This is a genomic window from Pseudactinotalea sp. Z1739 (assembly GCF_049725055.1).
Lineage (GTDB): Bacteria > Actinomycetota > Actinomycetes > Actinomycetales > Beutenbergiaceae > CALKWS01.
On sequence record NZ_JBMPQA010000009.1, the window covers coordinates 126,176 to 148,401 of the forward strand.

Genomic DNA, 22,226 nt, shown 5'->3' on the forward strand with positions numbered 1-22,226 from the left:
ACGTCAGCGGCTCTGCCGCAGACTCATCGCACGCTCGGCCTCGCGGGCATCCTGCTTCTCCCGGAGCGCGTGCCTCTTGTCCCACTCGCGCTTTCCGCGGGCCAGGGCGATCTCGACCTTGGCCCGGCCGCGCAGGAAGTAGAGCCTCAAGGGCACGATGGTGTGGCCCTTCTCCCGGGTCTTGGCGGCCAGTTTGTCGATCTGCTCACGGTGCAGCAGCAATTTCCGGCGACGGCGGGGGGCGTGGTTGGTCCAGGTGCCTTGGGCGTACTCGGAGATGTGCACGCCCTCCAGCCAGGCCTCGCCACGGTCGACGTTGACCCATCCGTCGGTGAGCGAGGCCCGTCCGGCACGCAGCGCCTTGACCTCGGTGCCGGTCAGGGCGATGCCCGCTTCGAAGGTCTCGTCGATGTGGAAGTCATGCCGCGCGCGGCGGTTGCTGGCGATGAGGGTGCGCTCGTTCGCAGGGTCCTTCGCCTTCTTCTTGGCGCCCTTGTTCTTGCTGCTCATCGCTGCCTCACCTCCGCCCGCTTCTCCGGCTTGGTCAGGCTAGTCCACCCACCGGCGCCGTGCGAAACCCATAACCGGCCCGCAGCCGGCCTGCCGCCCGCCTGCCGCCCGCGCAGCCCGCGCAGCCCGCGCAGCGCGCCCATCCCGGCCGCGCCGCCGCCGGCCGCCCAAGGCCAGCCGCCGCTCCTGCCGCGTCCCCCGCCGTCGAGGGCGAGCCCGCGCGCCGAGGGCGAGCCACACAGCACTCGCCCTGGGCTGCGAGGATCGCTCTCGGCCCAGGCCCGCGACGCGGCGGGCGGGGCGCGGCGGGCGCGGTGGGGTGGGGCGGGCCTCCAGGGTCAGCGCAACATCGACATCGGGTTGATGGTGGAGCCGTTACGCCAGATCTCGTAGTGCACGTGGCAGCCGGTCACGGCCCCGGTGAGCCCGGTGTATCCGATGACCTGCCCCTGGGAGACCCGCTGGCCCTGGCTGACGGCGAAGCGGGACAGGTGGTTCGTCACGGTCACGTAGGAGTTCCCGCCGATCACCCCATGGTTGATCATCACCTGGTTGCCGTGGGTGCCGTTGCCGCGCGCGGGCCGCACCGCCACCACGGTGCCGGCGGCAGTCGCGCGCTGAGCCTCACCGCAGTGCGAACGCAGGTCCACGCCTCGGTGGAAGAAGCGCCCGCCGGTGATCGGGTAGATGCGGTAGCCGTAGCTGGACGTCACGTGCCACGTGCCGGTCACGGGGCGGATGAAGATCTGGTTCGAGGAGCCCCCGGACGAACCACCGGAACTGGAGGAACCACCCGAACTGGATGAACCACCGGAGCTGGACGAACCGCCCGAGGAGCCACCAGAGCCGGAACCGCCCCCGGACGAACCCGAACTGCGGCTGGATTGTTGCTGCTGGCGCTCCCGCTCGGCCCGTTCACGCTCCTGACGCTCCCGCTCCTGACGCTCTCGCTCGATCCGTCGCTGCCGCTCCCGCTCGGCGGCCTCCGCCGCCTGGATCTCAGCGATCTCGGAGGCCAGGGCCTCGTTCTCAGCCTCCAGGTTGGCCTGCTCGGACTCGAACTGCTCGGACAGATCTTCCAGTTCGGCCGCACGGGCCTCCTGGTCGGCCTTCAGCCCTTCGATCTCCACCACCAGGTCCTGGGCCTCCTGGCGGGCGACGTCGGCGGCGGCCACGGCCTCCTGGGCCTCCACGTGCAGGTCGTCGATCCGGGCTTCCACCGCCTCCAGCCGGACCTGACGGTTGCGGTTCACGGCCGAGAGGTTCTCCAGGTCCACCAGTGCCTGGTTCTGGGTACGCATCGCCGAGTTCATCACCGAGTACTGGTTGGCGAACTCTGAGGGGCTGGAGGCATCGAGTACCACAGTGATCGCGCTGATCCCCGGCCCGCCGCGGTAGGTGGACCGGGCTACCTCCCCCATCGCTGATTCGGTGCCGACGATCTCCTCCTCGCCGGTGGCGATCTCCGCACTCAGATCCGCCTGTTGGGCCTGGGCCACCTCAAGGCGGCCCTGGACCGAGTCCCGGTGCCGCTCTGCTGCGGCCAGTTCCTCGTTGGCCTGCACCAGTTCGGCTTCGGCGATGGGCAGACGGCGGTTGATCGAGTCCAGTTCCAGGTAGGTCTCGGCCAGATCCACGTTTGTGCCCTCCAGGGCGGAGGTGACTTCTTCGTGCTCGCGCTGGTTCTCCTGTTGCTGCTGCTCCAGTTCCGATCGGGAGTCGCGCAGTTCGCCGAGCCGGTCCGCCTGGGCAGGCACGGCGAAGGCCAGCGCCCCCACCACCACCGCCAGCCACAGGGCCAGCATCCGGGCGGAGATCCCCCGCACCCGGGTGGGCCACTCCGCTACCCGGGCGCGGAACGCCGTCCACGGGCTCGAGGCACTCGGGCCTGCGGCACCCGGGCTCGAAGCACTCGGACTCGAGGTATCCGGTTTCGAGGTCTTCGGACCGGGAGAACTCAACTGCGCAGACATCTCACACCTTCGTGTATCGGCTCAGGCTGACCAGCGAACTGACAGCGGCAAGGAGAATCCCGATCCCGACCAGCAACGGCGCGATCGTCCACACATCCCCTGTGCCCACGAAGTTCACCCAGACGAACGACTCGGCCAACCACCCCTCGATCAGGTAGTTCGCGGCCAGCCACAACCCGCTGATCGCCAGCGCTGCCCCAGCCAGCGCGGCGATGGCTCCTTCGAGCATGAAGGGCAACTGGATGAAGAAGTTCGATGCGCCCACCAGGCGCATGATCGAGGTCTCCTTGGACCTGCTCATCGCCGAGAGCCGGATCGTGGTGGTGATCAGCAGCACCGCGGTCAGCGTCATGACCCCGGCAAGCCCGGCGGCCAGGGCGGTGACCCGGTTCAGGACCAGGAACAGCGGCTCAAGGATGGCGCGCTGGTCCACCACCGACTCCACCCCGGGCCGGCCCGAGACCTCATCGGCCACCACCTGGTACTGCTCCGGGTCGTGCAGGGACACCCGGTAGGACATCTGCATCTGGTCCGCGGAGACGCGGCTGGCCCAGTCCTGCTCACCGAACTGATCCTGGAAGGCCTCGTGGGCCTCCTCCTTGGTCTCGGTGTACACCTCCTGCACGTACGGGCTCAACGCCTCCGACTCCAACACACCGAGGACCTCGGAGGCCTGCTCATCGGACACCTCGCCGGAGGCGCAGGTGGGCACCGAGGAGGACTCCGGGCACAGGAACACCGAGACCTCCACGGCGTCGTACCAGTCGTCCTTCATGTTGGCGATCTGCATCTGCACCAGCACGGCCGCGCCCACGAAGGTCAGTGACACGAAGGTCACCAGCATCACCGACACGGCCATCGCCAGGTTCGCGCGCAGGCCCTGGAAACACTGGGAGAGAACGAATCGGAGTCTCATTTAACGCTCCGCCCCGTAGACGCCTCTGGCCTGGTCGCGCACCATCTGCCCATCGACCAGTTCCACGACTCGTTTGCGCATCTGGTCCACGATCTCGTCGTCGTGGGTGGCCATCACGATCGTGGTACCGGTGCGGTTGATCCGGTCCAGCAGCCGCATGATCCCCACCGAGGTGGAAGGGTCCAGGTTCCCGGTGGGCTCGTCGGCCAGCAGGATCGCCGGCCGGTTCACGAACGCCCGCGCGATCGCCACCCGCTGCTGCTCCCCGCCGGACAACTCGGCCGGCAGGCGTCGTTCCTTGCCGGCCAGGCCGACCAGTTCGAGGGTTTCGGGCACAGTGGACATCACGTGGTGACGGGGTTTACCGATCACCTGCAGCGCGAGCGCCACGTTCTCGAACACGGTCTTGGACTGCAGCAACCGGAAGTCCTGGAAGACCGTGCCGATGGTCCGGCGCAGGTGCGGGACCTTCCATTGGGAGATCTTGGACAGGTCCCTGCCTGCCACGAATACCTTGCCGCTGGTGGGGCGTTCCTCGCGCAGCACCAGGCGCAGGAACGTCGACTTACCCGAACCGGAGGCACCCACGAGGAACAGGAACTCCCCGCGCTCGACCTCCAGTTCGATTCGGTCCAGTGCAGGCCGAGCCCCGCGGGCGTAGACCTTGGAGACCTTCTGGAAACGGATCACGAGGGCAATTCCGGCCAGTCTCGACAGTAGGGCAAACCGGGGGAAGCGTTATACCTGGCCATTGGCATCATAGGAAGGGCCCGCGCCACATCGACGGATGACACGCCGGGTGTGCCCCAGCAATGCCCCACTCCGGGCCGTAGATGCCCTCCGATCAGCGAAAACGCCCGACGACGTGAGGCACCTCACCCGCCACCGTCGCCGACGTGGTCGCCCAAGCCCGCGCCCACGCCCACTCCCACTCCCCACGCCGGCTCAAGCCCCAACTCACGGCGAAGTCAGCATTAGTCGGCTGAGGCAACCAGTTGAGCCGAACAATGCTGGCTTCGACGGGGCCGGGGCCGGGGACCTGGGCCTTCCGGCAACCCGGGGGGCCCGGGGGCCCGGGGCCGGGGGTTCGGGTGGCTCAGGCGTTGGCGGCGGAGGCCGCGGCGGCGGTTTGGGTGTTCTTGCGCCAGCGGATGCCGGCGTCGATGAAACCGTCGATGTCGCCGTCGAACACCGAGGACGGGTTGCCGGCCTCGTGCTCGGTGCGCAGATCCTTGACCATCTGGTACGGCTGCAGCACGTAGGAGCGCATCTGATCCCCCCAGGAGGCCTTGACGTCCCCGGCCATCGCCTTCTGGGCGGCGTTCTCCTCCTGCTGGCGCTGCAGCAACAGTCGGGACTGCAGCACCCGCAGCGCCGCGGCCCGGTTCTGGATCTGGGACTTCTCGTTCTGCATCGACACCACGATTCCGGTGGGGATGTGGGTCATCCGGACCGCGGAGTCGGTGGTGTTCACGCTCTGGCCACCGGGGCCGGAGGAGCGGTAGACGTCCACCTTGATCTCGTTCTCGGGGATGTCGATGTGGTCGGTCTTCTCGATCAGTGGAATCACTTCGACCGCCGCGAAGGAGGTCTGCCGTCGGCCCTGGTTGTCGAAGGGGGAGATCCGGACCAGCCGGTGGGTGCCGGCTTCCACCGACAAGGTGCCGTAGGCATAGGGAACCTTCACCTCGAAGGTGGCCGACTTCAGCCCCGCCTCCTCGGCGTAGGAGGTGTCCAGCACCGCAGTGGGATAACCCTTGCGTTCGGCCCAGCGCAGGTACATGCGCATGAGCATCTCGGCGAAGTCGGCCGCGTCCACACCGCCGGCCCCGGCGCGGATGGTGATGACCGCTTCGCGCTGGTCGTACTCCCCCGACAACAGTGTGCGGATCTCGAGTTCGGACAGCGTGTCTCTGATCGCGGTCAGTTCGGCCTCGGCCTCGGCGAGGGTGTCGGCGTCGGCCTCCTCCTCGGCCAGTTCCACCAAAGCCCCCAGATCGTCGATCCGGGTCTCCAGCCTGTTCATCCGCTCCAGTTCCCCCTGGGCGTAGGAGAGTTGACTGGTCACGGCCTGGGCCTTGTCCTGGTCGTCCCACAGGTCCGGCGCCGTGGCCTGCTCGGACAAGTCGGCGATCCGGGCGCGCAGGGCGTCCGGATCGCTCACCGCCTCGATCGAGGCGAGCGTAGAGCGTAGGTCGGCGATCTCGCTGGGAAAGTCAGTGGCCACACCTCGAGGTTACGCGATCAGCACCCCCGCGGCACCCACCCCACCGCAGGTTCACCCCGGCGGAAGCGGCCGGCGGGTCCGGCCGTGCGGCTACTTCGACCGTGCCGCTAGTTCGGCCAGGATCCGCTCGTCCACTGCTTGCCGTGCGCTCAGGTGCGCGCGCCGGTCGTAGTCGAACCGGGAGTAACTGAGTTCACCACCTTCGTCCACGTAACTCGCCGCCGTGTCGTGATCGGTGAGGTCGCGCAGCAACTGCAGGGCCCGATGGTCATCCATCCCCTGGGTGAGCACCCGGTACCGCACCGACGGCCAAGCCGTCCCGTCCGGCGCCGGGTACACGATGGAGGCGTCCCCACCGGGGAACGCCCCGCCCGCGCAGGTGTCGGCGAACGGATCGAGGGAACCGAGCGAGAACTGGGTGTTCCAGAAGTTGAAGCCCCAGTGCAGGAAACCGGGCGCCCGGTTCACGAACAACTGCCGGCCGAGGACGCGGTTGCGCACCGAGGGCATCGCGATGAACCGGTTGGCCACGTCGGTGTGCTGGGAGACGCAGTAGTAGACGAAGGGATTCATCCCCGCGGCGCGGAACGGTTCCACCGCATCGGTGGCCACGATCGGGATGGCGACGGCATCGACGAAGTCAAAATCGCTGAGGGCGTCGGCCACGTCCGCACCGGCGAGCAGGTCGTGGACCACCTCCCGGGCCGCGAGGTAACTGTCGCGGTCTGCCGGGTGCGGCTCATCGCTGATGTGCCACAGCACTGATCCCTCCGACCACTCCTGGTCCAGGTAGGCGCGCAGCGCCGGCAGCAGTTGCTCCAGCAGATCTCGGTACTGCGGGTCGGTGGCCGGCACGTGCCAGCCGAAACGGTGCTCCCGACCACTGGGGGTGTCCACGTAGATCGCCGGAGTCGCCTTCGCCCCCCACTGGGTGAACAGATGCGCGATCTCGACGGTGGTGATGCCGTGCTTGCGACACAACGCCAGCCACCGACCCAGACGGGAGAAGTCGAAGGCGTACCCGTTGCCCTCGTCGGCGATACCCACGAGTTGCACCGGAGTCCGGGTGCCACCCACGGCCGTGTCCAGGGGCGGCGTCCAGGTCGGGGTGAGCAGGGAGGTCGCCCGCATCCGTGCGGCGGCGCCGATGAACGCGTCCAGGCGCTCCCAGTGCTCCGCACTGAAGGCCTCGACCCCGTAGTAGTCGGCCAGGCAATCAGCATGGAGCCAATGGGTGTTGATGATGTCCAGGCCGGGCAGGTCCACCGGGTGCACCTGCACGGGCACATCGACCTGGTACAGCACCTGGGAGTCGGACTCCCGCACGATCCGCACTCCCACGGTGCGCGAACCGGCGTTCTCGGCCTCGTCGATGCGGACGTCGAACCAGAGGGCACCCCACGACGCGGCCAACGGCCGCACCAGGGCACCATCCGGAAGTGGCTTGAGCAGGTCCGGGTACAACCCCGGCGCGTCTCGCAGGTAGCCGGCGTCATGTCCGTCGAAGGCCGCCAACGTCACCGGGACCAGTTCGACCGTGCTCACAACGGTGAACGGCGCGGACGCCTCGTCCACCTCGACCCGGATGCGGTCCCCGCCCCCACTGCCATGGGCGGGGGGAAGGTAGGCCACCTGGAACGAGAGGGTCTCCCCGAGGAACCCGCTGAGTTCGTCCTGCGCGGCCGCCGGTGGCACGTCGTCGGGGAACACCTTGGTCAGCGCATCGGCGCATACGAAGGTCCAGTCCGGCCTGGGATAGGGGTGGGTGCGCTGGATCGGCCCAGTCATCGTCGCCTCGGTCATATCTTCCACGATACGGGCTCGCAGAGTGCTACTGGGACCACCGGGTCCCGAGCGGCACCACTCGCCGCGAGCCCCGGCTTCAGCGCAGCCGGCGCCCCAGCACGCGGCTGTAGGCGTCCAGACCGCCGCGCACCACCTGGCTCACCCGGGTGTCCCCGGGCCCCCCGAGCAGGCGTGCCACCGAGACCGGCAGGTTGGACCCACCGACCGTGCGCAGGTGGGAGAACCGGTCGAACCCGAATTTGCCGTGATGGTGGCCGATGCCGGAGGCGCCCACCCCACCGAACGGGGTGCCCGGCACCACATTGGTGAGTGCGAAGTCGTTGCGGGCCACTCCCCCGGAACGGGTGCGGGCTACGAAGGTGCGGAAGTCGCCGTCGTCCGGGCCGAACCACGTCGACACCAAGGGCGCCGGCCGCTCGGCAAGGTCGTCCAGCACCCGGCCCAGGTCCCGGTAGGGCTGAACCTGCAGTACCGGACCGAAGACCTCTTCGGTGTCGATGCGCATCTTCTCGGTCACGTTCAGCACCACGGTGGGTGAGATCAGCCGGGCCGCGCGCATCGCGTCGGTGCCCTCGGCGTCGGACCGCACCGACCCGATCACCTGGGCGCCGTGGTTCTCGGCGTCGGCCAGCAGGTCCTCGATCCGCTCGTGGGCCTCCTCGTTGATGATCGTGGTGACCTCACCCCGCTCGAACAACTCCGGCAGGTCCCGGCCCCAGGTGTTGAACACCTCCTGCACGAACGTCCGGGTGGCCTCCTCCGGCACGTACACCCGCTCGGGACACAGGCAGGTCTGTCCGCCGTTGATCAGGCGGGAGCGGGCCACCCGCTCGGCGGCGCGGCGCAGTCGCTTGCGGTCGGCGGCGGTGTGCTCGGAGATCACCACCGGGTTCTTCCCGCCCAGTTCCAGCGTGACCGGGGTCAGGTTCGCCGCAGCCGCAGCCATCACCTGCGAACCGGTGGCCGCCGAACCGGTGAACAGCAGGTGGTCCAGGTCCAGAGCGGCGAAGTCCTTGGAGACCTGGACGTCCCCGGTGAGCACCGCGACCTCCTCGACGTCGAAGGCGTCATGGATGGCGTTGGCGAACACCTCGGCGGTCTGGGGCACCTCCTCCGACATCTTGATCATCACCCGGTTGCCGGCCGCCAGCGCACTGACCGCGGGAACCGCGGAGAAGTTGATCGGGTAGTTCCACACCCCCATCACGCCCACCACGCCCAACGGGGAGGGCTGGATCCAGGCGGGCATCCCGGCCAGGCGCAGCGCGGCCGAGCCCACCCGACTGCCGGCCGGGCGCCGGCGCATCCACCGCCCCAGGCCCGAGCGCAGCGTCTCGGCCTCCATGGCGAAGGCGGCGACGTCGGCCACCAGCGACAGAATCGGGGGCCGGTTGCCGAAGTCGGCCGAGATCGCCTCGGCGAGTTCGTCGGAGTGGGAGACCACAGCGCGGGCGAACCGGTCGATCCGCTCTCGCCGGGTGGCCGCATCGGGGGGACCGTCACGGTGGAAGGCCTTGCGCTGCAGGCGTAGCACCTCCGACATCGGGTGAGAGGTGGTGGTGGCGCTCATCGTCCCAGCCTGCCTCTTTCGGCGGCGAAGTGCCAACGGCGCCCGGCGGACCGACGGTGCCCGACGCGCCGACGGGGTGCTCGGCGGGCAGACCGAGCTCGGCGGGCGGACGGGTGCTTGACGCGACGGACAAGGCCCGGCGGGCAGGTAGGCCCACCGGGCGGGCCATGCCTCGGCGAGGAATACTGGGGGCCGATTGTGTCCAGCAAGGAAAGGGAGCATCATGGACCTGACCGGCAAGAAGATCATCGTGACCGGAGGCGCCCGCGGCATGGGTGCGGCCACCGTGGCCGCCTACGTGGAGGCGGGCGCAACCGTCGTGGCGATGGACGTGCTCGACGACGAGGGCCGCGCAGTGACCGAGGCCGCCACCCAGACCGGGCCCGGCTCGGCGAGTTACCGGAACCTCGATGTGTCGAACAAGGGCAGGGTGGACACCGTGTTCGCCGAGGCGGTCGAGCAGATGGGCGGGCTGGACGTCCTGGCGCACCCGGCCGCGATCCAGCGTTCCGCCGCCGCTGAGGACACCCCGGTGGCGGACTGGGACCTGATGTTCGCCGTCAACGTGCGCGGGACCATGCTGACCAACGCCGCCGCGCACCGGCACATGAAGGGCGCCGGCGGATCGATCATCAACTTCGGGTCGATCTCGGGCCTGCGTGCGGAGATCTCGGCCCCCGCCTATTCCGCGTCGAAGGGCGCAGTGCACTCCTGGACCCGCACCGCCGCCGGATCGTGGGGCAAGGACAACATCCGGGTGAACGCCATCCTGCCCGCGATCGCCACCCCGATGTACGACGAGGCGATCGCCCGGCTGGATCATGACGGGCGCACCGCGCACTATTGGCAGAACGAGGAGGCCATCGCCCTGGGGCAGAAGTACGGCGATCCCAAGGAGGACCTCGGGCCGGTGATGGTGTTCCTGGCCTCCGACGGTTCCCGGTTCATCACGGGCCAGTTAATCCCGGTCGACGGCGGTCAGGCGTCCGTGCGCTGAGTTGCGGCCCGCAGGGGCCTTGCGATGTGGTCGGGCACTCCCACAACGGACGACGACGACGCAGCGCGATCGCTGGCGACGCACCTGTCGTTGGGCTACTCCGGCCCGCCCCGGTGTCCAGCAGCCCTCGAGCAGGCCCGAGGTGGCGACCAGGGAGGTGCTCACTGACATGCTTCATGCAGGCCTTACCCCTGCATGAAGCCATGAGAGGCGTGGCCTCTGCGCTCACGGGTCACCGGATCTGCCAGCCCGGGAGGCGCGCGTCGGGAGCAGCTTTCCCAAGCCCGGTGGATTCGATGCGAGCCCAGCCGTTCAATCGGCCAGACCTGCGCATTGGCCTGTGGCCGTCCCTCGTACGGTGTTGTCCCCACCTGTTGGAGTCTCGGCATTGCCAGAGCACGCCAGTCGGCCGCTGATGTGGTTACCCTGAACCCGGACCTGCCCGATTGAGTCGGTGATCTGCACCGGGCCGGAGATCTCGTTATCTCGTATCTGAACGTCCACCGCACCAGATCCCCGCACCGGCCCAGAGATCGTGGAGTCCGCCATCACCAATGAAGTCCCCGCGAAGACCGTGGTCGGGCCGCTCACCTCAGCATCGATGATGCATGTAGTGCCGTCCGTGACCTGCAGCGGTCCACGGTGGGTGCCCGAAATCGTTTCATCACAGACCGGGTCGCTCGGCCCTTCCGCCAGATCGAACCGAAACAGATTCGCCCCTCGGGTGTAATACAGACTCCCGTTACGGTCGACCGCAAGGTTCTGCACCGAGCCGTCGGCCAGTACCGTGATGTTCCAGTCCACCGGATCGATCTCGAACAACGCACCACCAGTGACACCGAACAGCCGCTCATCGCTCCAGACGAGGTCACGGCCCACCCAGTAGGCACCGGGTTGCCCAACGTCCATGATCTCCTCGACGCGGAGGACCTCGCGTTCCTCGACATCGTAGGTGAACAACCACCCGGCGGTTAACCCCCAGAGTAGCCCCTCGTCGTCGAAGGCCAATCCAGCGACGTACTGCTGGCCCGGCACGGGAACTTCGGCGTGCACGACCTCTTGGGTCTCCGGGTCGAAGATGAACAGTTCGCCGTCCTCGGCAGTGGGGTCGATGCCCAACCCGCCGTGGATCGAAGTCCCTCCGTAGATCAGCCCATCGCGTTCGGTCAGAGCTATCACACTCTGGTCCTCGACCACGTTCCGGTGCGTGTCCACTCGGTCCGCCTCCACGTCCCACAGACTCAGCGCGCCACCAAGTTCACCCGACACCGGCACGGTGCCAATTGCCACGCGCGCCTCGTCGATCGAGGTGATCGCGACAGGTCGGTCCTGCTGCTCGCCGATCCGCGTGGGCCCGGAGGGGTTGCCCGGCGCATCCCACGACGCGATGGTGTCATAGGCGTACATCCCCGCGTTCGGGTAGACCCCAAGAACGAGGTCATCTCCGTGCACGCCCATGCCCTCAACTTGGCTGATGCCCGGCAGCAGTTGGGTCTGGCCGTTATCCGCATCGACGTGGGCCATCCCCGGCGGAGACAGATACCCACCGGCGTAGACGTCTCCGTCCGGCCCGGTGCCGAGTGATCGCAACTCAACCGGGGCGCCGGCAACATCAGCCGAGACCTGTGTGTTCGTCCCGGTCACCGGGTCATAGAGGTACATCTCTCCGCCGAAGTGGGACGACACCAGGGTGCGGCCGGGGAACTCCTCGGTGCCCAACTCCAGCCATTCGGTCCCGCGGTTCGAGAACGACACGCCTTCTCGTCGCTCGTACTCTCTTGCTGCGGTGTCGTAGGCGATCACAGCGCCTGTCCCATCGAAGTACACCACACCGTCATCGTCAGGTGGTGAGACCTGAAACGCCGTGGACTCAGAAATCTCATCGAGCAGCGCCCAGTCATCGTGTGGGTCATACACCAGCGTCACTCCGACTGGAGTGACCCGCGCGAACACCAACCCCCCTTGATAACTGACGTTGTACACCTCAGCCTCGCCCTGGTACGCCTCAGGCAACTCGATCTCCAGCACATCGCCCGTCTCCCGGTCGATCTCGACCAAATGCGCGCTGGGCGACGTGCCTGCGTAAATGTGCGTCTCACCTACCGCCACATCACGCACATAATCAACGCCATCAACCAGTCGCCCATAGTCGGTGAACTCCCCCGTGGCAGGGTCATAACCGAACACCTTGCCATTCGGGTAGGTCCCGCCGGCGACATAGCCATCCTCGCCAATGTCGAGCCCCCAATGATGTGTCTCAGACTCGATCGCCCGACCCACCGCCTCGATCGTCTCTGAGCCAGGGACGTACCGGTACAAGGTGCCATTGCGTTGCGAACCGATGTACACATCCCCGTTGGGGGCCGCCTGTGAGCCCCAAGACGCTACCACGCCGTCGAGTTCCTGGCTGAACTGGCGCTCTCCGGTGCGCACGTCCACCACCGAAGCCACCGCCGGATCACTGTTGGCCACATAGACGGCTTCCGGCGTCCCCTCTGGCGCTGTGGTGAAGGCCACCATGGGCGAGGTAACACCCTCGATCGGGGTACCAAGAGCAACCTCCTCACCCGGCGTGAAGTCTGCGAGGGCGGGTAGCGAGCCTGCCATCACGACCGCCAAGACTGAGGCTGTGATCCCCACCCGTATCCGTCTCGTTTCAGCCTGCTTTACAGCCCTCGTGGATCCCGCGGAATTCATGCACCGTCACCTCATTGTCTCGTTGTGCAACTGGCCCACCAACCATCCCGACTCGCGGGAAAGTGTTGCGCGATCAGCCCGGCACCTCCTGGCAACCGCGATGCGTGAGCGCGAAAACTCTCGCATGCAATCGGTTGCGGGTCAAGAGCTCCCGGACGAGGTATCGCTTCGATCCGTGTCGCCTGCTCGAGACAGGAACGGCTGCGGCGGCAATGGTTACGCCGATCAACAAAGCCCAACGCTGCGCTCGAATTACTATGAGGACGCGGGGGCGAAGGGCACTGATTGCGCATGCCCTGGCATCCTCATCCAAGGACGCCATATCAAGATCATCGATGACTTCCACGCCGACGCCTATTCCCGGCAGTGCTCCTGGATGCCCAGCCATCGCGGCTCTCCGCACACGCCTGCACGACTACGACAGCCAGCCGCAATGTCTTCCAGCACCACTCGCTGCAGGCCCCGGCACGATGGTGACCGACAGGCCCTGGACGGCGCTTAGGAACGTGACGCAACCCTTGCCTATGCGCGGTGGACCTCGATGCCCGCCACACGGGTGGCGATGACCTTGGTGCCGACGAGGTCCACCGTGTCGGCGCCGCCGGTCACCCGCTTGGAGAGCCCGAGCAAGGCGGCCGGGTTGGTGGTGACCATGGCCGACAGTTCGTCGTGGCTGAAGGGCAGATTCTGCTGGGCCCAGTTCAGACCGGCGCGCAGCGAGTGACCCGACCCGGCCAGCAGGTTCGTCCCGGTCAGGGTCAGGCGCCCATCGTCGCCTACGGTCACCGAGCCTCCGACTGGGGTCTCGTACTGACCCGCTGGCATCCCGGCCAGGGCGGCGGAGTCGGACGTGAACACGGTGCGCGCAACCGACTTCGCCCGGATCATCGCCGTCAAGGTATCGGCAGGCAGGTGGTGGCCATCGGGGATGAACATGGCGGACAGTCGGTCCTGCGCCAGTTGCGCCCAGATGTGGTTCGGGTGGCGTGGCAGCACCGGGTAGGTGCCATTCCCCAGGTGAGTGCTAAGTGTGGCGCCGGCCTCGACCGCATCGCAGATGTGTTCCTGCTCGGGTGCGCAGTGCCCGATCGAGATCCGCACACCCCTGCGCACGGCGCCCTTGATGTACTCGACGGTGCCAGGACGCTCCGGGGCGAGTGTCACGATCCGGACCAGGCCCTCGGCCGCCGTCTGCCAGCGATCCAGTTCGCCCAGGTCCGGGTTACGCAACTGAGCGGCATCGTGTGCACCTCGTGGGCCGTCGTCGGCCGCTAGCGACGGACCCTCCACATGCACCCCCGGGATGCTGTGCGCGATCAACGGATCGCTGCGCCGGGCACCGGCGATCTGAGCCAGGCTGTGGGCGATCTTGTCCTCGCTGGCGGTGATGACCGTTGGCAGGTAGGTGGTGACGCCCTGCTCCCACAGACTCCGTGTGAGCGCGGCGACAGTCTCGGGCGTGACGTCGTCGGCGTTGACGTCATAACCCCCATAGCCGTTGACCTGCAGGTCGATCAGGCCGGGCGTTCGGTGCGATCGGTCCACGTGGTCAGTGTGCCCCACCGTGGTCAGCGCGACTCACCTCGTTCAGCGGGGAAGTCGCCTGGAAGTTTGCTCGCCGCACCCTCGTCAAGGAACATGAACATCCGCTCGTGGGTGCGCAGTGCGGTCGCAGGCACCCGGGCGGTCACCTCGCCGGTCAGCGAGGAGGAGACTGCGTGGGCCTTGGCTCCTCCGAGGACAGTGCAGACCAGAGCCGCGCCGCGCATGATCGCCGGCACCGTCATGCTCAGAGCGTGGGTCGGGACTTCATCGAGGCTGGTGAACAACCCCTCGTCGACCTGCTGCTTGCGCGACGTGTGGGTCAGTTCCACCTCACGGATGGCTCGGGGGTCATCGAAACTGGTGTCACCGGGCTCGTTGAACGCCAGATGACCGTTCACGCCGATGCCCAGGCACACCAGGTCGATCGGTCTGTCATGCAGGATCTGGGTGTACCGGTCGATCTCCGCCTGGGCCGTGCCGTGAGTGCGGATCCGGTCCAGCCCGCCGTGGGCCTGCTCGGGCAGCCGGTCGGCGAGCCATTGACCGAATGCGGCCTGGTGGTGGGGGTCGATGCCGCGGTACTCATCCAGATGCAGTGAGGTGACCTTGGTCCAGTCGATCCCCTCCGCGGAGGTCAGAGTGCGGATCATGGCGTCCTGCGAGGGGGCACTGGCGAACACCACCCGCGCCTGTCCGCGCTCTGCCAGGGTATCGCGCAGCACCTGTGCTGCGACCTCGCCGGCGCGGCGGCCGGCTTCGGCGGCGTCGGCTGAGATGGTCACGGTGCCCGCAGCGGGCACGACATCATTGGCGGACATGATTCTCCGTCTACTACGATTAGATGCAAGCGGTTGCACGAACCGTATCCAACGAATGTCGCCAAACGCAACCAACGGCGCGCCGCAGACCCCGCCACCTCGCATTGGTGGGGCGTCACGCCCGGGGAGGACACTGAATGGTTTCTGGCCAAGCACGCAGCCACCTGGAGTCCGTGGTGCTCCCGTTCTGGATCGACCGCGGCATCGACGAGCGGATCGGCGGGTTCTTCACCTGTTTCGACAACCGCGGCCGGCAAATGGTCTCCACGGACAAGTTCACCTGGTCACAGGGTCGGTTCGTGTGGGCACTCGCCAGGGCAGCCGACCTCGCCCAGCGGGGGCTGCTCAGCATCGACGCCGCGCAATCCATCCAGTGGGCCGAGCGCGGCGCTGAGTTCTTGCTCGAGCACGCGGTGCTGGCCGACCACACCACCCGGTTCGTCGTGGGCCGCGAGGGCGGCGTGCCCGAGGTGGATGCCCAACCAGAGCACAGCATCTACGCCGACTGGTTCGTGGTGATGGGCCTGGCCGAGTTGGCGCGCGTGAGCCGTGAGCGCCGATGGCTCGATGCGGCGATACCGATTCTGCAACGGGCGCGTGCCGATCATCTGGCCGGCACAGCACCCACCCCTCCCTATGCGGTTCCGAAGGGTCACAGCGCTTACGGTCCGAAGATGATCCTGGCCAACACACTGTTGGTCGTTGCCCAGGCAGCCACGGAGTTGGACCGGCACCACCACACGCGCGACCAGTTGGCCCAGTCGCTCACGGACGTGCTCTGGCACCGCGAAGCTGATGGCACGTTCAGTGAGATGCCCGGGCCGGACGCCGCCAGCCTGGTGCACCGGCACCGGGTGCCCGGCCACGCGATCGAGGGGCTGTGGGTGATGCTGGAGGCGCTGGATCTTCTTGCCGACGATCGGGACCGCGCCCCGTTGCTGGAGTCGGTCTCCACGCTCTGCGCCCTGGGCTGGGACCCTGACCATGGTGGCCTGCTGCGGTACACCGACAGTACGGGGCCTGCGCAACCCACCGGCAGCACCAGTGGCACCGCGTACGAGGAACTCGTGCAGTCGACATGGTCGAGCAAACTGTGGTGGGTGCACTCCGAAGCGGCCGCCACCACAGCGATCGCGCACCACCGTTACGGAGACGAGCGCTCCGGAGCGTGGTTCGAACTCATCTGGGACTACACCCTGCGCACCTTTCCCGGTGGTGTCGACGGGGCGGAGTGGATCCAGATCCGCGACCGTGCCGGCCAGCCGTTGGACCGGGTGGTTGCCCTACCGGTGAAGGACCCGTTCCACATCACCCGCAACCTGATGCAGATCGTGGATCTGCAGGTGCCGTCGAAGCGCTAATCAGTTCGGTGCCGGACCCACGGTGCCCCGGATGGCCAGTTCACCGCGCAGCGTGACATCTTTGACCGTCTCCCCGGCAATGAGCCGGTGAAGCAATTCCACGGCCTCGAACCCGAGGTCGGCGAACGGCGCCGTGATGGTGGACAGTCCCGGGGTCATGGTTTGGGCTAGCAGCACATCGTCGCAACCCACGATGCTGCGATCCCGCGGCACCTGCTCGCCCAGGTCGTTCAGCCCGGCGATCACTCCCGCAGCCATCTGGTCATCGAAGGCGAACACCGCGGTCGCTCCGGAAGCGACGACTTCCTGGGCCGAGGCCCGACCGTCTAGGAACCGAGCCTCCAGCGGGCCGATCTCGACCAACTCGACCGACTCCTCTGCTGACCAGGACCGGATCGCCTCGGTACGCCGCATCGCTGCCCACGAGCCGCCCGGTCCGCGCAGCAACGCAAATCGCCGATGCCCCAGTTCTTGTAGATGCCGGGCGGCTTCCTGGAGCGCCCGAGAGTTATCTACCACCACCGTCGGCACCCCCCGAACCGAGCGGTTGACCACCACGCTCGGCACCCCGCGAAGCAGTTCTTTCACCCGGGTGCCGGGCAGCCGCGGGGAGGCAATGATGAGGCCGTCGACCTGTGGGCGAATGCGGCGCACCAGATCCTCCTCGGCGCTCGCGCTGCCCTTGGAGTCGGTCAGGACGACATCCGCGTCGTACCGGGCCGAGGCGTGTTGCACTGCCCGCACCAACGGCGGAAAGAAGGGGTTGGTGATGTCGGGGACCATGAGCCCGTACAAGCCGGTGCGCCCTGTGGCGAGCCCGCGAGCGGCCCGGTTCGGTGCGTAGCCCAACTCCTGGGCCGTTCTGAGAATCTGCTCGCGAACGCTGGGCTTGACCAAGTCCGGCCTGGAGAAGGCTCGAGAGACAGTCGATGCCGAGACGCCCAGTTCGTTGGCGATCGAGTAAATCGTCACGCGCTTCATGCGCACCTTTCCACGGCATCGAGCCGATCGTTGATGCTAACGCGTGATGCGCTAGGTAACCCGACGATAGGCGGGGACTCCCCCGATGTCACTCAGTTTGAGCAGGGTTTCGCCCCACCCGTGCCGGCTGATCGCCCACGCCGGCGTTCTCGGCACTCACGCACCCGCATTTCCGGCGTTCGTTCCACGCAGAACCCAGCGCGGACCTGCATGGCGCTGCAATGGGACCGCTTGCACCTCAGTCTTGACAAGCCCCTCACAGGTACTTAGGTTACCGGAAAAGGCTTTCTCACCCTTGTGGCGGCAAACTCGAAAGGAGGGGAGCGGTGCACCTGCCGGAACGTTGCACGTGTGGCAATGCACCGGCAGGCAGTTTCTGCGGACCACTGGTGTCGCTGCATCCACCTCATCACCCCGTGCTACTGCGCCCGCCGCTGGGGCGGCTGCCCGGAAGGCCGCAGAACCAGGCTTGATAGGGAGTCGCGGAGATGTCGCAACCCGCTGAGCAGACCCGCACGCTCACGAGACCAAACCGTTACCCCACCGCGCCGGCAATGCGTTGACAGCCTTGGAAGGGCCTCATTAACCTGACTGAAACCGCTTGCAAGGCCTGGTGCTGAGACCGATTGCAAGAAAGCGATATCTACCGCTCCCGCTTCACCCAATGATGGAGGATCACATGAAGCGCTCAAAGTTCGTCTCCGCAACAGCAGCCGTGGGAGGTGCAGCCCTGCTCCTTGCCGCTTGCGGCAACGGCGATTCCGACGCTGGTGGCGGAGTACCTGACGATCCCGAGGAAGTCTCAGGCAGCATCACGGTCTGGACCTACCCGCTAGCCACGGTGGACTCCCTCGGCTGGTGGGAGCCCCACGTAGACGCCTTCAACGAGCAGTACCCCGACGTTGAGGTTGAGGTCGTGATGCAAGCCTTCCAGAACCGTGAGGAAGCCTTGGTGACGGCGATCGCGGGGAACAATGCCCCGGATGTGGTCTACTTCAACCCCGACTTCATTCCGCAGTACGCCGAGGAGGACCTACTGCTGCCTCTGGATGATCTGCGCGATGACTGGGATACCGCCTTCATCGACTCCTCCTTGCAGGCCATGACCTGGGACGACACGCTATACGGCGCGCCGCTGTTGATGCAGATCATGACCACCTATTGCAACACCGAGGTCATGGACGAAGCCGGCGTCGAGACCTGCCCGACCACGTGGGATGAGTTCCGCGACGTCGCACCGCAGTTCCAGGACGCCGGCTACTACGCTTCCGAATACTCCGGTACCAGCACGCTGAACCACACGTACTACAAGTTCTTGTGGCAGGCCGGCGGCGAGGTACTCAACGAGGACTTGACCGCAGCAGCGTTCAACAGCCCCGAGGGCCTCGAGGCGCTGGAATTCATCAAGGAGATGGTCGACGAGGGCTGGGTTCCCGACGAGCCGTTGAGCGTCAGCGCAACCTTCGAACAGAGCCAAGCCGGCCAGGGCAACGTGGGCTACATCATGGGCGCGAACCTCGGCGAACACCGGACGACGATCGATTCGGACAACATGGACGTTGTTGCCCCGATGACCAACGTGGAGCAGGTCGCCTCCGGCTCGGTGGGAGCGTGGTCCATCTTCAACACCACCGACTCCCCCGAAGCCGCGCAGGCGTTCGTGCACTTCCTGTCCGACCAGGAGTTCATCGAGGAGTTCATTGCTGACTCCGGGTTCCTGCCGCCGCGCGAGGACGTAGATACCGATGAGATCTTCGCTGACGACCCGCAGACCGCCGAGGGCGCCCAGTATCTCGACACGGTCCGCTCCGGCGTGATGCACCCGCAGGCCCGGGAGATCATTGACACCATCCGCCCGCACATCCAGTCGGTGCTCCTTGAGGGAACCGAACCGCAGGATGCGCTCGACGCCGCCGAGCAGGAGGTCAACGACCTGCTGGAGCGGGCCGGCTGACAACCAATCCGTAGCGCGTGGTTCGGAGCCGGCCCCTGGTTGGCTCCGAGCCACGTGGTACTGAGGTGAAAGGCATTCCTGGTATGACAGCAGTCGTCACCCCTGTGGATCAGCGGCCAACCACCGATCCACCGCAGCGCAAGCGAACCCCCCTGTGGCGGTCAAAAGGTGCCATGGTGGCCTATGTCTTCATCCTGCCTTATGTTCTCTTCTTCACAATCTTCAGGATTGCCCCTGCCCTCTATGGCACGGTACTGAGTTTCGGGGACTACGGCCTCTCCGGCACCTTCACCCTGCAGGGGCTGGACAATTACCGACGACTGTTCGCCGACTCGCTCTTCTGGAACGCCCTGCGGGTCACTGGTATCTACGCGGCGATCGCCATCCCCCTCACGGTGGCGATCTCACTCGCGATGGCCCAGTTGTGTAACCGCTTGCTACGCGGAATGTCCTTCTTCCGGTCCATCTACTTCCTGCCAGTGGTGACCTCCCCGGTGTTGGCCGGGATCGTGTTCATCTGGATCTTCAGCGCCGGCGGTCCGATCAACTCCGGGTTGAGCATCCTCGGACTCGACGTCGGCAGTTGGTTGCAGAGCAGCGTCCTGGTGCTGCCCGCGCTGGCCCTGGTCAGCGCCTGGCTGAACTTCGGCTACAACATGCTGATCCTGCTCGCTGGGATGTTGGCGATCCCGGGTGACTACTACGAGGCTGCCGAACTCGACGGAGCATCCTCGTGGCAACGCTTCCGGAAGATCACCCTGCCGTTGCTCAAACCTGCATTGTTCTTCGTCTTGATCCTGGAGACGGTGAAGTCCTTCCAGGCTTTCGACACGATCTACGTGATGACCGGTGGTGGACCGGTCCGCGCCAGCTACACGCTGACCTACATGATCTTCGACCAGGGATTCGGCTACTTCGACTTCGGGTACGCCAGTGCTGTCGGTGTGGTGTTGCTGATCATCACCTTGATCTTCTCTCTCATCCAGCGGCGCATCCTCGGGAGGGACAACTGATGGCTGGAACGACGACTGCACCAGTCCTCGACATCGCCGGTGCTTCCAAGAAACTACGGCGTAAGCCCACGAGTCGCGGCACATACGTGGCGTTGGTGCTGGCCGCCCTGATCACCCTCTTCCCCTTCTACGCGATGGTGATCATCTCCCTGCAGCCCGGGGTGGCAATCAACATCCCGGATTCGCTGTTCCCTTCGTCTGTGTCGCTGGACTCGTATCGTGATGCATTGAACAGCCAGAACATTCCGCAGTGGGCGTGGAACTCAGCGGTCTATTCGGTCGTTTCCGTCGTTTTGGTGCTGTTGTTCGCGTCAATGGCCGGATACGCGTTTGCCAAGAAGCGGTTCATGGGCCGCGAAGTAATCTTCTGGGTATTCATCGCGATGTTGATGATCCCCTACCACCTCACGATCATCCCGCAATACATCATTGTCGGACAACTTGGCGGGCTGAACACGATGTGGGGGATGATCGCCCCTACCGTCGCCAATGCCCAGGCGATGTTCCTCATGCGCCAGTTCATCAAGGACGTGCCAGATGAAATCATCGACGCCGCGCGCATCGACGGCGCCGGGGAGTTCCGTATCTACTGGTCGGTGGTCCTGCCGCAGACGAAACCCATCTTGGCGACGCTGGGCACCTTCGTCTTCCTATGGCACTGGAACGACTTCCTCTGGCCGCTGGTGTCGCAGCAGTCTCCGAGCAACTACGTCCTCACCGTCGGACTGAACACGCTGCAGGAACAGCAAGTTCCGCTGGCTACCCTCATGGCCTCGGCAGTCGTGACCTTCATCCCGGCGCTGCTGGTCTTCATCTTCCTGCAGCGCTACTTCGTGCGGGGCGTGATGACGTCCGGCATCAAGTAAACCGGTCCGGAATGGAAGCGCTCGGCAACGATCAACTGCGCGAGTGGTGGCTGGATCACCTGGGCGCGCGCCCGGATCCGCAGGGGTACTGGCAGATCTCCGACCCCTCCGCGCACCCCGACATCGGCACACCCGGGAAGTTCCGGACGTTGTCGCTAAATTCCTACGGCAGCGCACTGGACGCCGAACTCTTCCAGCCCGAGGGCGGTCTCGCCAAGACAGTCGTCATCGTGCCCTTCTACGATGCTGCCTCGGTGTTCGGCTTGGAATCGGCGCGCACCCGGATCAGCGGAAAGGTCCCGCAGCACCCGCTGGGTCCAGCCTTGGCGCGGGCGAGACTGTCGGTGCTCGCCGTGCCGTGGTGGTTCGAGACCGACGCGGCCGACGACGACGCGGCAGCTGCCGCGACGAGCCTCGCCGAGCGCTATGGTCCCGCGGCTGCCCGGCACGCCCGGACGCTGCCGATGACCGCCTTGGGACGCAGCATCGGTGACCTCATGCTTGCCGTACGCGCCGTACTCCAGGAGGGCCTGGCCGACCCCGACCGGTTGGGCGTGTTCGGCCATTCGTTGGGCGGCAAACTGTCGCTGCATCTTGGTGCCCTCGACCCGCACGTGAACGCGGTCGCCTGCCACGAACCGGGCCTCGGCTTCGCCTTCTCCAACTGGAGCGACCCCTGGTACCTGGGATCGAAAATCCCCGCCGACCGCGATCAGGACGAGATCGTCGAACTTGTTGCACCTCGCCCCCTGCTCCTGGTCGGCGGGGGTGACTCCGATGGCGAGCACAACCGCCACCTCATCGACGGCGTGACCCACTTGTGGGGCGACGTCGTGGTACCTCAGTGGCTGCACCACAACGGTGGTCATCCGATGCCGGCCCATGTGCTGGCGGCGTGCACGGCATGGCTACACGAGAGCCTCACTCACCCCTAAGGACACCTCCCCCGGCGCGCAGCCCTGGGCGCAAGCCGCGGCCGTTGTGGACTACTC

General features: G+C 66.5%; 17 protein-coding genes. 6 read left to right on the top strand and 11 right to left on the bottom strand.

Annotated features, from left to right (window positions below; all coding sequences use genetic code 11):
• Positions 1–3: 3 nt before the first annotated feature.
• The 7 genes from smpB to ACO0LV_RS13040 form a co-directional block, all read right to left on the bottom strand.
• Complete coding sequence (gene smpB / locus ACO0LV_RS13010; RefSeq protein WP_424788334.1) at positions 4–510, bottom strand: SsrA-binding protein SmpB; 507 nt, start codon at positions 508–510, stop codon at positions 4–6.
• Positions 511–848: 338 nt separating this feature from the next.
• Positions 849–2,483, bottom strand: a complete 1,635-nt coding sequence (locus ACO0LV_RS13015) for a peptidoglycan DD-metalloendopeptidase family protein (protein ID WP_424788335.1) — start codon at positions 2,481–2,483, stop codon at positions 849–851.
• Position 2,484: 1 nt separating this feature from the next.
• A complete protein-coding gene (gene ftsX / locus ACO0LV_RS13020) occupies positions 2,485–3,399 on the bottom strand; it encodes a permease-like cell division protein FtsX (protein ID WP_424788336.1) in 915 nt (304 codons plus the stop codon).
• Positions 3,400–4,089, bottom strand: coding sequence for a cell division ATP-binding protein FtsE (ftsE, locus tag ACO0LV_RS13025; protein WP_424788337.1), 690 nt, complete (start codon positions 4,087–4,089; stop codon positions 3,400–3,402).
• Between the two features lie 406 nt (positions 4,090–4,495).
• Positions 4,496–5,626, bottom strand: a complete 1,131-nt coding sequence (gene prfB / locus ACO0LV_RS13030; protein ID WP_424788338.1) for a peptide chain release factor 2 — start codon at positions 5,624–5,626, stop codon at positions 4,496–4,498.
• Positions 5,627–5,716: 90 nt separating this feature from the next.
• On the bottom strand, positions 5,717–7,429 hold the full coding sequence (locus tag ACO0LV_RS13035) for a DUF4091 domain-containing protein (RefSeq protein ID WP_424788339.1): 1,713 nt from the start codon (positions 7,427–7,429) through the stop codon (positions 5,717–5,719).
• Positions 7,430–7,508: 79 nt separating this feature from the next.
• The gene (locus tag ACO0LV_RS13040; RefSeq protein ID WP_424788340.1) at positions 7,509–9,002 is read right to left on the bottom strand and encodes an aldehyde dehydrogenase family protein; all 1,494 of its coding nucleotides are present in this window, start codon (positions 9,000–9,002) and stop codon (positions 7,509–7,511) included.
• Positions 9,003–9,225: 223 nt separating this feature from the next.
• On the opposite strand from ACO0LV_RS13040, the gene ACO0LV_RS13045 reads away from it, so the two are divergent.
• The gene (locus tag ACO0LV_RS13045) at positions 9,226–9,999 is read left to right on the top strand and encodes an SDR family NAD(P)-dependent oxidoreductase (RefSeq protein ID WP_424788341.1); all 774 of its coding nucleotides are present in this window, start codon (positions 9,226–9,228) and stop codon (positions 9,997–9,999) included.
• 312 nt (positions 10,000–10,311) lie between these two features.
• On the opposite strand, the gene ACO0LV_RS13050 is transcribed toward ACO0LV_RS13045, so the two are convergent.
• The 3 genes from ACO0LV_RS13050 to ACO0LV_RS13060 all read right to left on the bottom strand — a co-directional run bounded on the left by ACO0LV_RS13050 (position 10,312) and on the right by ACO0LV_RS13060 (position 15,059).
• Positions 10,312–12,519 (bottom strand): hypothetical protein, encoded by a 2,208-nt coding sequence (locus tag ACO0LV_RS13050; protein ID WP_424788342.1) that lies wholly within the window; start codon positions 12,517–12,519, stop codon positions 10,312–10,314.
• Between the two features lie 699 nt (positions 12,520–13,218).
• Positions 13,219–14,241 carry an N-acetylglucosamine-6-phosphate deacetylase gene (locus ACO0LV_RS13055; protein ID WP_424788343.1) on the bottom strand — a complete coding sequence of 341 codons (1,023 nt, stop codon included), beginning with the start codon at positions 14,239–14,241 and terminating at the stop codon, positions 13,219–13,221.
• 23 nt (positions 14,242–14,264) lie between these two features.
• Positions 14,265–15,059 carry a 6-phosphogluconolactonase gene (locus ACO0LV_RS13060; protein WP_424788344.1) on the bottom strand — a complete coding sequence of 265 codons (795 nt, stop codon included), beginning with the start codon at positions 15,057–15,059 and terminating at the stop codon, positions 14,265–14,267.
• 137 nt (positions 15,060–15,196) lie between these two features.
• Between ACO0LV_RS13060 and ACO0LV_RS13065 the strand changes: the two genes are divergently transcribed.
• Positions 15,197–16,420, top strand: a complete 1,224-nt coding sequence (locus ACO0LV_RS13065) for an AGE family epimerase/isomerase (protein WP_424788345.1) — start codon at positions 15,197–15,199, stop codon at positions 16,418–16,420.
• Here ACO0LV_RS13065 and ACO0LV_RS13070 read toward each other — a convergent pair whose 3' ends face one another.
• Positions 16,421–17,401, bottom strand: a complete 981-nt coding sequence (locus tag ACO0LV_RS13070; protein WP_424788346.1) for a LacI family DNA-binding transcriptional regulator — start codon at positions 17,399–17,401, stop codon at positions 16,421–16,423.
• 679 nt (positions 17,402–18,080) lie between these two features.
• Here ACO0LV_RS13070 and ACO0LV_RS13075 point away from each other — a divergent pair.
• The 4 genes from ACO0LV_RS13075 (at position 18,081) to ACO0LV_RS13090 (ending at position 22,169) form a co-directional block, all read left to right on the top strand.
• The gene (locus ACO0LV_RS13075; protein WP_424788347.1) at positions 18,081–19,355 is read left to right on the top strand and encodes an ABC transporter substrate-binding protein; all 1,275 of its coding nucleotides are present in this window, start codon (positions 18,081–18,083) and stop codon (positions 19,353–19,355) included.
• Between the two features lie 173 nt (positions 19,356–19,528).
• Entirely contained in the window at positions 19,529–20,368 is an 840-nt protein-coding gene (locus ACO0LV_RS13080; protein ID WP_424788348.1) for a carbohydrate ABC transporter permease, read from the top strand.
• A complete protein-coding gene (locus ACO0LV_RS13085) occupies positions 20,368–21,234 on the top strand; it encodes a carbohydrate ABC transporter permease (RefSeq protein ID WP_424788349.1) in 867 nt (288 codons plus the stop codon). The genes ACO0LV_RS13080 and ACO0LV_RS13085 overlap by 1 nt, the downstream gene beginning before the upstream one ends.
• Positions 21,235–21,245: 11 nt before the next feature.
• Complete coding sequence (locus tag ACO0LV_RS13090; protein WP_424788350.1) at positions 21,246–22,169, top strand: prolyl oligopeptidase family serine peptidase; 924 nt, start codon at positions 21,246–21,248, stop codon at positions 22,167–22,169.
• The last annotated feature ends 57 nt before the right edge of the window (positions 22,170–22,226 follow it).